Source organism: Haloglomus litoreum, assembly GCF_029338515.1.
Classification (GTDB): domain Archaea; phylum Halobacteriota; class Halobacteria; order Halobacteriales; family Haloarculaceae; genus Haloglomus; species Haloglomus litoreum.
This window is the reverse complement of sequence record NZ_CP119988.1, coordinates 4413304-4427033: the sequence shown is the minus strand read 5'-3', so window position 1 is coordinate 4427033 and position 13730 is coordinate 4413304. Positions and strand designations below refer to the sequence as shown.

The 13730-nt window shown below is 70.6% G+C and carries 11 protein-coding genes; 6 read left to right on the top strand and 5 right to left on the bottom strand.

All coding sequences use genetic code 11. The annotated features are described in order from the left end of the window. Positions 1–53 precede the first annotated feature (53 nt). The 3 genes from P2T62_RS21990 (at position 54) to P2T62_RS21980 (ending at position 4187) form a co-directional block, all read left to right on the top strand. Positions 54–1040, top strand: coding sequence for an ABC transporter ATP-binding protein (locus P2T62_RS21990; protein WP_276259169.1), 987 nt, complete (start codon positions 54–56; stop codon positions 1038–1040). After that, complete coding sequence (locus tag P2T62_RS21985) at positions 1040–1825, top strand: ABC transporter permease (RefSeq protein ID WP_276259168.1); 786 nt, start codon at positions 1040–1042, stop codon at positions 1823–1825. Before P2T62_RS21990 ends, P2T62_RS21985 begins: the two co-directional genes overlap by 1 nt. Before the next feature lie 100 nt (positions 1826–1925). Then, positions 1926–4187: a COG1361 S-layer family protein gene (locus P2T62_RS21980; protein ID WP_276259167.1), complete on the top strand. Its 2262-nt coding sequence runs from the start codon at positions 1926–1928 to the stop codon at positions 4185–4187. A gap of 182 nt (positions 4188–4369) precedes the next feature. On the opposite strand, the gene P2T62_RS21975 is transcribed toward P2T62_RS21980, so the two are convergent. Beyond that, a complete protein-coding gene (locus P2T62_RS21975; RefSeq protein ID WP_276259166.1) occupies positions 4370–6193 on the bottom strand; it encodes a GMC family oxidoreductase N-terminal domain-containing protein in 1824 nt (607 codons plus the stop codon). Then, positions 6190–7617 (bottom strand): hypothetical protein, encoded by a 1428-nt coding sequence (locus tag P2T62_RS21970; RefSeq protein ID WP_276259165.1) that lies wholly within the window; start codon positions 7615–7617, stop codon positions 6190–6192. Before P2T62_RS21970 ends, P2T62_RS21975 begins: the two co-directional genes overlap by 4 nt. A 264-nt stretch (positions 7618–7881) precedes the next feature. On the opposite strand from P2T62_RS21970, the gene P2T62_RS21965 reads away from it, so the two are divergent. The 3 genes from P2T62_RS21965 to P2T62_RS21955 all read left to right on the top strand — a co-directional run bounded on the left by P2T62_RS21965 (position 7882) and on the right by P2T62_RS21955 (position 10971). Then, positions 7882–8658, top strand: coding sequence for an IclR family transcriptional regulator (locus P2T62_RS21965; RefSeq protein WP_276259164.1), 777 nt, complete (start codon positions 7882–7884; stop codon positions 8656–8658). 148 nt (positions 8659–8806) lie between these two features. Next, positions 8807–10348 (top strand): class I adenylate-forming enzyme family protein, encoded by a 1542-nt coding sequence (locus P2T62_RS21960; RefSeq protein WP_276259163.1) that lies wholly within the window; start codon positions 8807–8809, stop codon positions 10346–10348. A 143-nt stretch (positions 10349–10491) separates the two neighbouring features. After that, positions 10492–10971, top strand: a complete 480-nt coding sequence (locus P2T62_RS21955; RefSeq protein WP_276259162.1) for a type IV pilin domain-containing protein — start codon at positions 10492–10494, stop codon at positions 10969–10971. Positions 10972–10983: 12 nt separating this feature from the next. On the opposite strand, the gene P2T62_RS21950 is transcribed toward P2T62_RS21955, so the two are convergent. The 3 genes from P2T62_RS21950 to P2T62_RS21940 all read right to left on the bottom strand — a co-directional run bounded on the left by P2T62_RS21950 (position 10984) and on the right by P2T62_RS21940 (position 13674). Beyond that, positions 10984–11517, bottom strand: coding sequence for a DUF7109 family protein (locus tag P2T62_RS21950; RefSeq protein WP_276259161.1), 534 nt, complete (start codon positions 11515–11517; stop codon positions 10984–10986). Beyond that, positions 11514–12617: a glycosyltransferase family protein gene (locus P2T62_RS21945; protein ID WP_276259160.1), complete on the bottom strand. Its 1104-nt coding sequence runs from the start codon at positions 12615–12617 to the stop codon at positions 11514–11516. Before P2T62_RS21945 ends, P2T62_RS21950 begins: the two co-directional genes overlap by 4 nt. A 487-nt stretch (positions 12618–13104) precedes the next feature. Continuing rightward, complete coding sequence (locus P2T62_RS21940; RefSeq protein WP_276259159.1) at positions 13105–13674, bottom strand: MaoC family dehydratase; 570 nt, start codon at positions 13672–13674, stop codon at positions 13105–13107. Positions 13675–13730 lie beyond the last annotated feature (56 nt).

The following is a 13730-nucleotide window of genomic DNA, read 5'->3' as shown; positions in this document are numbered from 1 at the left end:
GGAACGATACGTTCACCCCCTCATGACGCGGAACAGTACCGGTGCAGACCGGTATGGCCGCGATCCGAAGCGAGGGCTTGAGCAAGTACTACGGCGACGTCCGCGGCATCGAGGACCTCACGTTCGACGTCCGGGAGGGCGAGATATTCGGCTTCCTCGGCCCGAACGGGGCCGGGAAGACGACGTTCATCCGGACGCTACTGGGGTTCCAGTCGCCCACCGCCGGGTCCGCCGAACTGCTCGGCCGCGACATCGCCGACCAGCAGGCCCTCGTCGCGGCGAAGGCCGACGTGGGGTATCTCCCCAGCGACCCCGGACTGGACGAGGGCGTCACCGGCCGGCGGCTGCTGGACTACTACGGGTCGCTGCGCGGCGACAGCCGCAGCGCCGAGTTGCTGGAGACGTTCACCCCGCCACTCGACCGGAAGGTCGGGGAGTACTCGCGGGGCAACAAGCAGATGCTCGCCATCGTCATCGCGTTCATGCACGACCCCGACCTGGTCGTGATGGACGAGCCGACCTCCGGGCTCGACCCGCTCAAGCAGGAGCGGTTCCACGAGTTCGTCCGGAGCGAGGCCGCCGCGGGCAAGACCCTCTTCCTCTCCTCGCACATCCTCAGCGAGGTCCAGAAGGTCTGTGACCGGGTGGGGATCATCCGCGAGGGGCGGCTCGTCGAGCTCGAGACGGTCGAGGAACTGCTCTCCCGGGGTGGGAAGGTCGTCCGGGTCCGCGTCCGCGGGGAGGCCGGTCCCGAGGCGTTCGCCATCGACGGCGTTCACGACCTGACCATCGGCGCGGGCGAGGACGAGCGCCTCGTCGGACACGGGGGCGACTCGACCACGGTGTCGTTCACCTTCACGGGCGACTACGACGCCCTCGTCGCGCACCTGACCGGGTTCGAGGTGCTGGGCATCGACATCGAGGAGGCCCCGCTGGAGGACGTGTTCCTGCGGTTCTACGGCGATGCCCCGGACGGCGACGGCACCGAGTCGGGGCCGGCGGCCGCCGAGAACGGGGCCGCCCCCGAGGAGGGCGCCTGATGCTCCCGGTGGCGCGCTACGAGACCGAGCGACGGCTGCTCGGGACGCTCGCCATCGCCGTCGGCCTCTCGGCCTTCGCCGGGCTGTTCCTCGCCATCGGGCCCTCCATCCTCGAGGAGGTCGACTTCACGGAGTTCGTCGACGCGTACCCCGAGTCGCTCCAGAACGCCTTCGGGCTGGACGGCCTCGGCTCGCTGGCGGGCTTCCTCGCGGCCGAGCTGTACCAGTTCGGCTTCGTCATCCTGCTGGGGCTGTACTTCGCCTACCTCGGCGGTGGCGTCGTCGCCGGCGACATCGAGACCGACCGGCTCGACATGCTGCTGTCGACGCCCATCTCGCGCCCCCGGCTCCTGCTGGAGAAGTTCGCCGGACTCGTCCCGTCGATGCTGATCGTCAACGCCATCGTCGGCACGGTCGTCTACGTGGGCGCGCTCCTCGTGGGCGAGCCCATCCCGCTGGTGGACATCCTGCTGGTCCACCTGCTGTCGCTGCCGTACCTGCTGGTAACCGCGGCCGTCGGCCTGCTGTTCTCGGTCGCCTTCAGCCGGTCCTCGACGGCCCAGCGGGGAGCCATCGCGGTCGTGTTCGGCCTCTTCATGCTGGAGACGGTCGTCACGGACACGGACTTCGGCGCGCTCGGGGCGCTCAGCCCCTCGCGCTACTACGACCCGACCGCGGTACTGGTCGACTCGAGCTACGACCTCCTCGGCGCGTTCGTCCTCTGTGAGGCGGCGGCCCTGCTGGTCGTGCTCGCACTGCTGCGGTTCCAGGAGCGAGATATCTGATGTACACCCCACACCCGACACCGTATCGTCCACGACCCGCGCCCGTGCGGGCGCCCCCCGCGACCCGCTCGCACGAACGGTATCCTCCACGGGGGCGCCGATGACCCGCCGCTGGCTCGCGGTCGTACTCGTCGTCCTCCTCGTGCTGCCCGGCCCGGCGCTGGCGTTCGTACAGGGTGAGCCCCGGCTCCGTGTCGGCCTCGACGACGACACCGTCCACGCGGGCGAGGAGACGACCCTCCCGGTGACCGTCGCGAACGGCGCCGACCTGAAGTTCGCCTCGCAGTCGAACCCGGCGCTGAACGCCGAGGTGACGACGGCCCGAGCCGTCGAGGTGACCCTCGAGGACGGCGGCCCCGTCCGCGTCGAGACCGGCACCCGGCTGCTCGGGAGCCTCCCCGACGGCGCGAGCGCCACCCTCCCGTTCGCGGTGTCGGTCCGTGACGACGCGCGTCCGGGCGTCTACGAGGTACCCGTCGAACTCCGTTACGCGTACACCGCGTCCATCTCCGACAGCGGGGCCGCCGACCGGCGGACGGAGACGGTGACCCGGACGCTCCGGGTCCGCGTCGAGGAGTCGGCGCGGTTCCAGGTCCTCGGCGTCGAGTCGGCGGTCCACCCCGGAGCGGCCGGACGGGTCAGCGTCCTGCTGGAGAACGTCGGCAGTGCGACCGCACGCGACGCGCAGTTCTCCCTCTCCTCGCCGGACCCGGCGCTCTCGATGGGTGCGACCGGCGCGGCCACCCGGTACGACGCCCGCTGGGCGCCCGGCGAGACCCGATGGCTGAACTACACCGTCGTCGCCGCCGCGGACGCCCGCGCACAGCCGTACACCCTCGAACTGGCACCCAGCTACCGCGACGCGACGGGTGCGACCGTCACCCAGCGGTCCCTCCTCGTCGGCATCACGCCGTCGACGGGCGGCCTGCTCTCGGTCGCCGATGTCCGGAGCAGCGTCGTCGCGGGCGGTGCCGGCGCCGTCACGGTGGCGCTCCGGAACGACGGCGACCAGACGCTCCGTGACGCCAGCGTCCGGCTCTCGTCGTCGGGTGGCCTCGCGGTCGACGGCGGACCGGCCGCCGAGCGGTTCGTGGGTCGGTGGGCACCGGGCGAGACGCGGACGTTCACGTACGACCTCGCCGCCGGCGAGGGGGCGGGTGGGAGCTACCCGCTCGCCGCCGCGGTGACCTACACCGACGGCGAGGGGGCGACCCTGACCAGTCGGCCGACGACCATCGCGGTCACGGTGCCCGCGCGGTCGGACTTTGCGGTCGTCTCGGTCGGCACCGACGCGACGGCTCCCGGGTCCGGCACGGTCACGCTGACGCTCCGGAACGACGCTGGACGGACGGTCTCGGACGCGTCCGTCTCGCTCGCCACCACCGCGTCCGGCCTCGCGGTCGACGGCGGGCCGACCGCCGAGCGGTTCGTTGGCCGGTGGGCGCCGGGCGAGACCCGCACGCTCACCTACGACCTCGCCGCCGGCGCGGCGACGACCGGCGGCACCTACACCCTCACGACGGGCGCCACGTACACGCTCGATGGGGCCAGCGTCACAACGCGACCGGTCCCCGTGGGGGTATCGCTGACCGAGCCGCTCGCGTTCGGCCTCGCGGACCTCGGCGGCGACCTCTACGTCGGCGAGCGCGGCACCGTCCGCGGGACGGTCGTCAACGAGGGTGACCGGACCGCCCGCGACGCCGTGGTCCTGGTCGAGCCCCGGTCGCCGGGCGTCTCGGTCCCCGGCGGCGCCGTGAGCCTCGGCGACCTCGGGCCGGGCGAGTCGGCCACGTTCGACCTCGAGACGGACGTGGCGCCGACGGCGACCGCCGGCAGCCGCCCGTTCGCGCTCACCGTCGAGTACGGGACCGACGACGGCACGCGCCTGACGAGCGACCCACTCACCTTCCGCCGGTCGGTCGCGCCGGACCGCGAGCCGCTGGCCGTCGAGCCGGTGAACGCGACGTTCGCGCCCGACAGCTCCGGCGCGCTGGTCGTCCGCGTGACCAACACCGGCGACACCGCTCGCGAGGAGGTCCGCCTGCAGATCACGCCCGGGCCGCCGTTCACGAGCGTCGCGCCGTCGGCGTACGTCGAGCGGCTCGCCCCCGGCGAGACCGCCGAGGTGGCGTTCGAACTCTCCGTCGACGAGGACGCCGTCCCGAGCAGCCACGCCGTGGCGCTGAACGTCTCCAGCGAACCCGCCGACGGCGGCCGTGCGGCGGTCGACAGCTACCAGCTCCCCGTCACCGTCGCGCCCGAGTCCGCCGGGCCCGTGGACACGCCCTCGGCCATCGCCGCCGTGCTGCTGGGCATCGCCGTCGTCGCGGGCGCCGCGTACTGGTGGTTCCGGGTTCGCTGAGGGCTTCTGGTCGGAATTCTTGGTGTAGTGAGGGTGAATTTATACAATAGATCTAATATCTTTATTAGTATGGGAATTATCGAGAAGTGGGCGCGGCGAGAGGAAGGACCGGGAACGGTCATCCGGCCGGGACGGGCCGAGTGGACCGGGGATGGGACAGGTGGTCGTCCGCGGGTGGGTCGCTAGAGGAACCCGCGGTCCTCGTTGTAGTCGAAGTAGCGCTGGGCGATCACGTCGGCCGTACGGAGCGCGAGCGCCTGGCCCGAGTTGGTCGGGTTCGGGCCGCCGACGCCGTTCGCGAGCGCGGAGTGGTCCGCGACGAACAGGCGCTGGACGTCCTTGGCCTCGGCGCCGTGGTCGAGCACCTTCCCGATGCGCATCGAGGACTGCATGTGGAGCAGCAGGGGCGGCCACTCCGAGCGGTGGACGTGCTCGGCGCCGGCGTTCCGGTGGATGTTGGCCGCGATGCGGGCCAGCTCGTCACGCCGCTCGTCGTCGCCGGGGCCGGGCTGGTACCGGACCTTCGGGACGGGCCCGTGCTCGTCGGAGAAGGTGTCGTCCAGCGAGACGCCGTTCTCCTTGCGCGGGCGGTCGTCCGTCAGGACGAGCAGCGCCTTGGTGTTCCGGTAGTTCGACATCCGCTCCTTGAGCTCCTGGCCGACCACGTAGCCCCGCGTGTCCCAGGGCTCGCCCTCGGCGACCGGCGTGTCGAAGGAGTAGCCGGCCTCCGTGAACAGGTAGTCGGCGTACGAGACCAGCCCGGGGGACATGCCGATGTCCTCCAGGCCGCCGACGCCGGGCTTGTCGAACCGGACCGCGGAGTTCTGCCCGATGAAGGGGTCCATGTGTCCGGCCTCGGTCACCTGTGTGGCCTCGTCGACCGTATCGTCGTCGTAGACGCCGACGACCCAGTCGAACCAGTGGGTGGTGAGCCCCTTGCCGACCCAGCCGTCCGTGTTGGGGAGGCCGGAGTTGAGCCAGAGCCGGGGCGACTCGATACAGCCCGCCGCGAGGACAACCGTGTCGGCCTCGATGGTCTCGCTGGTGCCCGACCAGGTGTCGCGGATGTCGACGCCGGTCGCCTCCAGGTCGCCGGTGGGGCTGCTGTCGGCGTTGATGTTCGTGACGAACGTGTTGGGCCGGATGGCGACGTTGCCCTTCTCGGGGTCCTCGTTCGTGTCCAGCGCCCGCGGGACGTAGCCGACGTTGCTGGACTTGCGGGCCTTGTCGCGCACCGGCGCGTTGACCGGCGTCGAGGAGCCCTGGAAGTGGTCGGCCGCGAGCGTGTCGCCGCGGAAGCCGTCGTCGTAGTCGAAGGTACCCTCGTACTCCGCGTCGAGGGGCTCGCCGGTCGAGGTCTCGCGCCCAGGCACCTCGACGGAGTTCGCCTGGGGCCGCCAGCCCGTCTCCGTGACGTTCTTCGTCTCGATGAGCGGGTACTCGCCGTCCCGGGCGTCGAAGTCGCTGGCTCCCTGGATGAACACCTCCTCCTTGCCGGTCATCGGGGCCTGCTGGGTGGAGGTGTTCTCCTCGTTCTCCTGGTAGTACGGCACCAGGTCCTCGTAGTCGATGTCACCCCAGTGGGGCTGGTCGTTGAACGCGGTCGGGTAGCCCCGTGGGTGGTTGCCGAAGTAGTGCGTCGAGGTGCCGCCGACGGCCGAGACCTGCCAGATGAACGCGTTCTGGTGGAGGTTGCGGAACCACGGTGCGCGGGTGTGGTCCGGCGGGCCGACGCGCAGGTAGCCCGCGGTCGGGTCGTTCGCGCCGTTCTCCAGGTGGGAGTACTGCGAGTCGAGCAGCTTCCCGTCCAGGTCGTCCGGGTCCGTGCTGACGGTGCCGCCCTCGTCGGCGTGGGGCGCGGGCCACTCCGTGTTCCCGTGGAACGGCCCGGCCTCGATCATCAGCACGTCCAGCCCGTGCTTGTCGGCGAGCGCCCACGCCGCCGCGGGGCCGTCGGCGCCCGCCCCGATGATGATGACGTCGGGGTCCTTGTGCGGGTTGCTCACAGGACATCACCTCCGAGGCCGTCGGTGACGCCATCCGTCACGCCGTCCGGCACCCCGTCGGTCACGTCGTCGCCCGGCAGGGCGTCGCCCACTGTGTCGCCATCGGGTGCCTCATCGACCGGGCTGTCCACCGGGAGCGGGCTGTCGTCATCGCCCCCGTCACCGCCGTCGCTGCCGTCGTCGCCGCCCGTGAGCTTCTCCTCGGAGAGGATGTCGTCGCCGGTCAGGTCGGCCCCCTCGTAGTCGAGCTCCTCCGCGGGCGGGTCCGCGAAGCCACCGTCGACGGCGTGGAACCAGTTGGCCGCGTAGCCGTCCGCCGGGCCGGGGTAGTCGGTCTGGGTGCGGCTCTGGGCCTCGCTGGCCGGGCGCGCGAGTTCGCGCTCCTGGGGCAGGTCCGTCTTCGTGTCGCCGTAGGCGGACCACTCCGTGTAGTAGCCGAAGCCGTGGAGCCCGTTGACGGCCATGATGACGTACTTCAGGATGCCGACCGCGGGCAGCATCGGCGAGAGCAGTTCGTCGGCCCGGTCGATGAAGCCCCCGTCGACGATCTCCCAGAGGACGCGCAGGCGGTCCTCGCGGGAGAGCTTCGTGAACGTCCCGCCGGCCGGGAACTGCTCGTTCGGGGCGGGCGTGTCCTCGTTCTTCTGGCGGAGGAGGAACTCTGCCGCCGCGATGTCGAAGACGACCGGGAAGACCTCGGCGTACGTGTAGTTCTGCTGGACGCGGTGGACGGTCTGGTTGCCGGCCTCGACGAGCAGTTCGACGTCGGCCGGGCCGCTGGCGTCCGGGGCCGCCGGGGCGTTCGGGATGCTGATGTCGAGGGTGTCCAGGGCGCCGAAGTCCGTGAACTCGGCGAGCCCGTCCAGGTCGAGCGTGTCGGTCAGGTCCGACAGGACTCCCTCGTCGACGAGGTCCAGCACCGCGTCGAGGTCGGTGCCGGAGCCGGTCGTATCGAGGGTCGTCTCGAACAGGTCGAGCGGCATCCGGGCTTCGGGGTCGAGGCCCACGTCGGTGGCGTCCGAGACCGTGTCGGTGACGCTATCGCCGCCTCCGCCCAGCATCTCGCCGAGCCGGTCCGGCAGGCTGGCGGACGTTCCGGGGACGCCCGGTGCGTCGGGAACGCCGCTCGGCGCCTCGGGGGCCCCGCTCTCGGCGGGCGTCTCCAGTGTCTCCAGGCGGATCTCCTGGAAGTGGTTGAAGTCGTAGACGATGAACTTCTCCAGCTCCACGTCCAGTCCCCCCGCGATGTCCTCGTGGCCGAAGCCCTCCTTGTCGGCCAGTTCCGGCGTCCGTGGGACGATCGCGTCCACGATGGCGCGGTAGGTATCGAGCGTGTGCGGGTCCGTGGGTACCTCCTGCTGGAGGATCTCCCCCACGTCCTCGAGCTTGGTGTTGGACATCGAGAGGGCCGCGAACCCTCCCATGCCCTTCATCATTCCGCGGCGCGTCGTTGACGGTGTGTTTTTGTCGTCCATGTGGCTGGCTGACTCCGTGGTCGTTGCTGGGGAACCCCATCAATAGGGCTGGTGCAGGACATACGCGTTCATTTAAGTAGAGGTCTGAACGAACGGTATCTCCGGTATTCGGTGTCGAAACGCCGTTACAGGGGTGTTTCTTGAATCAGCCTCGCTGCAAAGGCGTCCGGTGATACCGGATAGATTGAAGTGAACAGCCTTCTGAGGAAGGACATGGACGAGGCCGACGACCACCCGGTCGGGGCGGTGAAGGTGACTCACGACGTCATCGAGCTGCTCGTCGAGCGGGGACCGACCGGGGTCACCGCGGTCGCCGAGGCGCTGGACATCCCGAAGAGCACCGCGTACGACCACCTCCGGACCCTGGCGGGCGTCGGCTACGCCGTCAACGAGGACGGCGTCTACCGGGTCAGTACCCGGCTGTTCCACGCGGGCCGCCGGGCCCGCGACGACCACGAACTGTACGTCCACGGCCGGAACGAGGTCCTCTCGCTCGACCGGAACACCGCCGAGGGCCGCCACGTCCAGCTGGTCGTCGCCGAACACGGCCGGGGGGCCATCCTGTTCGCCACCCGCTGGCGGCGCGAGCGCCGCTCGGCACAGCCGGTGCGGGCCTACCCGATGCAGGTCCGGCTCCACTCCAACGCGCCGGGGAAGGCGATCCTGGCCGAACTCCCGGAGGAACGGGCCGACGAGGTGCTCGCCGAGGGGCTTCCCGCCAGCACCGACCGGACCGTCACCGACGAACGGGACCTCCGGTCGGAACTGGGGGCGGTCCGCTCGCAGGGCTACGCGACCGACGACGAGGAGCTGATCCGGGGGATGCGTGGTATCGCGGCGCCCATCGTCACCGACCGGGGCGTCCGGGGGGCCGTGGCGGTGTACGGCTCCGTCGACCGGATGCCGGCCGACCCGGTGGCCGACCTCGCGGAGCCGGTGAAGGGCGCTGCACGGACCATCGAGGCCAACATCATCTTCGGCGGGGACTGACGGCGCGCTCACGAGGCCGCCCCCGGTCTGTCCGGTGATGCCGGACGACCGGTGCATCCGGGGGCCGGATGGCGGGTGGATGGCGGTCGTGTCCCCCCGTGCAACATCGGGGCAACCGTCTTTATCTCGGCGGCGGAAGCCGCACTCGATGAACTTCGCCAACCGCGTCGACCGCGCGGCCCGGGACGTCCCCGACCGGCGGGCGGTGGCGGACCCCGGGTCGTCGCTGACGTTCCGCGACCTGTCGCGTGCGAGCGACCGCGTCGCGAGCGCGCTCGACTCGCTCGGGGTCGAAGCCGGCGACCGGGTGGCCATCGCCGCGCCGAACGGGGTCGCCTTCGTCGCGTGCCACCTCGGCATCCTCAAGCGCGGGGCGCTGTCGGTCCCGCTCAACCAGCGCTTCGACGAGCGGCAGGCCGAGTACGTCCTCTCGGACGCGGACGCCGAACTCGTCCTCACGGCCGGCGGCGACGCGACCGTCGGGGCAGGGACCTGGCCCGTCCACAGCTACGACGACCTCCTGGAGCGGGGGGACCCGAGACACGAGACGGTACCGCGGAAGGCCGCCGACGAGGCCGAGTTGCTCTACACCAGCGGCACCACGGGCGCGCCGAAGGGCGTCTTCCACACGCACGGGAACGTCGCGGCCAACGCCCGAGCGCTGATCCACTACAAGGAGTGGAGCCGCGACGATGTCGCGCTGACCGTCTGTCCCTGCTTCCACGTCACCGGGCTCAACGTCACCACGACGCCGTTCGTCGAACTGGAGGCGACCAACCACCTCCTCCCGGAGTGGGACCCCGAGGCCGCACTCACCGCCATCGAGCAGTACGATGTCACCTACACCTTCCTCATCCCGACGATGGTGCTGGACCTGCTGGAGGCCGACACCGACGCGTACGACCTCTCGAGCCTCGACACCGTGGGCGTCGGCGGCTCGCCGATGCCCGCAGAGCGGGTCGACGAGGTCGAGGCGGCGCTGGGCTGTGCGCTGTTGCAGGGGTACGGGCTGACGGAGACGACGCCGCTGGCCGCGTTCACCCGGCCCTGCGAGGCCGGGGAGAAACCGGGGAGCGTCGGCCGGCCCGCCAGCGAGGTGGTCGACCTCCGGGTCGAGGACCCGGACACCGGCGACCCAGTCGCGCAGGGCGAGCGCGGCGAGCTCCTGTGGGCCGGCGACACGGTGACGCCGCGCTACACCCGCGACCAGCTCACCGCCGACCGGTTCGTCCGCCGACCCGCGGACCCGACCACGACGGACGACGCGGCCCCCGACGCGACCACGGTCGGCGACGGCGGGACCGGGACCCACCGTCGCTGGCTCCGGTCCGGGGACATCGGCTGGGTCGACGAGGACGGCTTCCTCCACGTCGTCGACCGGCTCGCGGATATGTTCACGACCGGCTGCGGCGACGTCCACCCGCGCGAGATCGAGTCGGTCATCTACGGGCTCGACGCCGTCGAGTCGGTGGCCGTCGTCGACAGCCGTGACGACGTCCGCGGGACGACCGTCACCGCGGTCGTCCGAACACGTGCCGGAGCCGACCTCGACGGCACGACCGTCGTCCGGGCCTGCGAGCGCGAACTCGCCGACCACGAGGTCCCCGACCGCGTCGAGTTCGTCGACGAACTCCCGACCACCGCCACCGGCAAGGTCGACCGGCGGCGGCTCCGCGAACTGGTCCGGTGACGCCGCACTGCGCGTCCCGGCGCTCCCGCCGACTGCCCGTGATCCCGAGGCTATCGGCGGAACGTCGATATGATTCGATTGTCTCGAATATAAGTTCAGATTATACGAAGTATTAAGCTTACTCTGGGCGTAATAGATGTATAATGGCATCTAGTGATACGGCGGTCGGTGGCGGCGCGTCGGCCGGGAGGGTGGACGGGCGCGGACAGTCCGAGGTCATCGGCGTCATCCTGACGGTCGCCATCGTGGTCGTCCTGGCCGCAGTGGTCGGTCAGTACGTGTTCGGCCTCGATATCATCCAGGCCGGCGAGCAGAACGTCGGTCCGCAGATCAGCTTCGACACGACGGTGGAGAGTGGCAGCGGCGACCTGATCATCGAGCATCAGAGCGGGAACAGTGCTGAGACCAGTGAGCTCTCCATAATCGGATCGGATGGAACTATCGTCTCGAAAGGGGACAGTTCGTTCTGGACGAACGAGAACGTCGGTGAAGAGTGGACCGCCAGCGAATCAATCACAATCCCCAGCTCGGAGCTGGTACCGGGCGAGACCATCCGCATCATCTGGGAGTCCTCGACGACTGGTGACAGCACCGTCGTCATGAAATACGAGTACACGCCCTGAACGGCGAGGTCGTTACTCCCTGGCGGCGTCCAGCCGCTCGCGCAGGTCGCCCAGTTCGACCGGCCCCCACGTCTCGAGGTCGTAGCTCACGTCCAGCAGCCGCCCGACCAGCACCTCGTCCTCGTCCGCGACCGCGCGGGCCACGTCGCCGCGGAACCGCTCCTCGACGGCCCGACCCAGCCGCTCGCGGTCGACCGCTCGCGACTCGATGTCGAGGATGTGAGGCAGGTCGGCGGCGCCGTCCGGGAGCGTCGGGAACGCCGAGGGTCCGGGGACGAGGAGCGGGTCGGCCGCGTCCCCGTCGACGCCGTCGTCGTCTTCTCGCGGGTATTCCACCAGCGAGTACGCGCGGACGACCTGGTCGACCCGGTCGTCGGGCGGCGGCTCGACCCCGCGCCGGAAGGCGAGCTCCTCCAGGGCCTCGGTCAGCTCCGCCCGCGTGAGCCCCCCGAACAGGTCGACGATGCCCGCGACCTCGTCCAGCGAGAGGTCGAGGCGCTCGGGGTCGTCCGGGTCGTCGCTGCCGTCGTCGCTGTGGTCGGTCATGCGTGCTCCTCCGCGGCGGCGTCGATGTCGGCCCGGACGGCCTCGCGCACCTCGTCGGCCGTCACCGGTGCCTCGTTCCAGGGTGGCAGCCGGGTGTCCTCGCCGGGCGGGGTGATGCTGTCGGCGTACGACTCGACCTGCTCGCGCTCGCCCGCGCGGTCGAACTCCAGCCCGTTGAACGCGGCGTCGGTGGCGTAGGCGTCCACGAGCGCGTCCGCGGCGTCGCGGTAGCGCGCGGGCAGCGTCCCGTAGTCTGGCGCCACGCCGCCGCCCTCGACTGCCCGCAGCAGTGCCGCACCCACCTCGTCGGCCATCGTCGACAGCCCTGCCGGCCCTGACACCGCGCGGTGGTCGTGCTCGTGCAGGCCGAGGTCGACCTGCGCGCTCCCGTCGAGGCCGGCGGCGTGGAACGCGTCGCCGAGCGTTCCCACTTCGAGGCCCCAGCCGCGCTGGACGTGGAGCGAGCGAATCACGTCGCTCGTTGCGGCGAACTCGCCCGCCAGCGCGTACCGGAACGCGCCGAGGTAGTCGAGGATGGCGGCGTCGTGGGCGTCCTCAAGCGCCCGGACGAGCGGCGCGTAGAACAGCCGGAACAGCCGGCCGTACAGCCGCCGGTTCTCCACGCGGGCGTAGTACCCCTTCGAGAACCGGAAGCCGTGGGCGAGCGGGAACAGCAGTCGCGGGACGTGCGCCCGGCTGTAGGTGGAGGCGTCGGCGTCGTGGACCGCCACGAGGTCGGACTCGGCGGCCCGGCCCAGCGCCAGCCACACGTCACGGCCCTTCCCGCGCCGCCCGTTCAGCCCCTCGCTCGCCAGCAGCTCCTGCAGTCGGGGGCCGTCGCACCAGAGCGTCTCGACGGTGAGGTCGAACGAGTCCAGCCAGTCCCGCACCGCCGGGACACGCTCCGCCTCCGCACGAAGGGCGATGACGACCCGGTCGGGCGCCACGTCCTCCAGCGCCGTCATGACGCGCTCGGCCGCCAGACTCGCGTGTTCGCGTTCCGTCATCGGCACGACCACCGCGGCCTCGTCGACGGGCGCGTCGGGGACGGGGTCCGTGAAGTCGTGGAGCGTCGTCACCCGCTCCTGGACGTACTCCATTACCGGGACGTAGTGCCGGCGTGCGTATCAATCCCGCCACTCGACGCCGCTGGTGGTTCGTCCACACCGTGCCGACTCGTGGGTGCACTCGGTGACACGTTCTGTCCGGGTGGGACTGAAAGGGGCCGGGCGGTCGGCGGGTCCCCGGCGAAGTAAGGACCGCAGGCCGAACGTAGTGAGGACGAGGACCGCAGCGAGCCGCGGACCCCCGAGCGCCCGGGGGCTTTCGACAACTGTCCGACCCCGATAGCGACCGACCAGAACGGGTAGAAAGCCCCCGCCGTCTCGACTCCCGGGCCTCGCTATCTCCGAAAATCGGAGATTTTCGGGATAACGAGAGAGCGTCGCTCTCTCGAACCACGCTCCTCGCTCACTTCGTTCGCTGCGGTGCTTGCGTCGTCCGGGTTCGTCGAGACGGCGGCCCCTTTCAGTCCCACCCGAGTCGGTTCGTCGGGCGGGCACTCCGCAGTCGAAATCGGGGTGTGTGCTACTCGTCTCCGGGCTGGAAGCCGATACCGTCGGGCCACCCCGTCGGTGCCGCCGCGCTCGGCTCCGCGAACGCGCGTTTGAGCACCATCGGCGTCCGTTCGAGCGACAGCACCAGTTCGTCGTCCTGGTTGAACGCCCGCAACTCGGTGGTGACGATGCCGGAGTGCTCGCGCGAGTCGAGTTCCCGTTTCGACAGCACCTCGCTCTCGGCGAAGATGGTGTCGCCGTGGTAGACCGGCGCGTGGTGGCGAACGTTGTCGTACCCGAGGTTCGCGGTCGCATTGGCGCTCACGTCGATGACGCTCATCCCGACCGCGAGCGAGAAGACGTAGGTCCCGTTCACGAGGCGCTCGCCGAACTCCGTCTCGGCGGCGTACGCCTCGTTGAAGTGCATCGGGTTGACGTTCATCGTCAGGTTGGTGAACCAGACGTTGTCCGTCTCGGTCACGGTCCGCCCGTACGGGTGCTTGTAGACATCGCCGACCTGGAAGTCCTCGTAGAAGCGGCCCTGCCACCCCTCGACGAGACGGCGCTCGTGGTCGTCCGCGGCGTCGGTGTCCTCGGCCATACCGCGGCCTCTCGTGGTGGGGACTAACCGGTTGTGGCGATGGCGGACGAGGAGAG

Bases quoted from the DNA above. Each gene is read 5' to 3' on its own strand.
- P2T62_RS21965 (WP_276259164.1), top strand. From the start codon at position 7,882: ATGGACGAGGCCGACGACCACCCGGTCGGGGCGGTGAAGGTGACTCAC.
- P2T62_RS21945 (WP_276259160.1), bottom strand. From the start codon at position 12,617: ATGGAGTACGTCCAGGAGCGGGTGACGACGCTCCACGACTTCACGGAC.
- P2T62_RS21970 (WP_276259165.1), bottom strand. From the start codon at position 7,617: ATGGGAGGGTTCGCGGCCCTCTCGATGTCCAACACCAAGCTCGAGGAC.
- P2T62_RS21990 (WP_276259169.1), top strand. From the start codon at position 54: ATGGCCGCGATCCGAAGCGAGGGCTTGAGCAAGTACTACGGCGACGTC.
- P2T62_RS21985 (WP_276259168.1), top strand. From the start codon at position 1,040: ATGCTCCCGGTGGCGCGCTACGAGACCGAGCGACGGCTGCTCGGGACG.
- P2T62_RS21955 (WP_276259162.1), top strand. From the start codon at position 10,492: ATGGCATCTAGTGATACGGCGGTCGGTGGCGGCGCGTCGGCCGGGAGG.
- P2T62_RS21980 (WP_276259167.1), top strand. From the start codon at position 1,926: ATGACCCGCCGCTGGCTCGCGGTCGTACTCGTCGTCCTCCTCGTGCTG.
- P2T62_RS21960 (WP_276259163.1), top strand. From the start codon at position 8,807: ATGAACTTCGCCAACCGCGTCGACCGCGCGGCCCGGGACGTCCCCGAC.
- P2T62_RS21940 (WP_276259159.1), bottom strand. From the start codon at position 13,674: ATGGCCGAGGACACCGACGCCGCGGACGACCACGAGCGCCGTCTCGTC.
- P2T62_RS21950 (WP_276259161.1), bottom strand. From the start codon at position 11,517: ATGACCGACCACAGCGACGACGGCAGCGACGACCCGGACGACCCCGAG.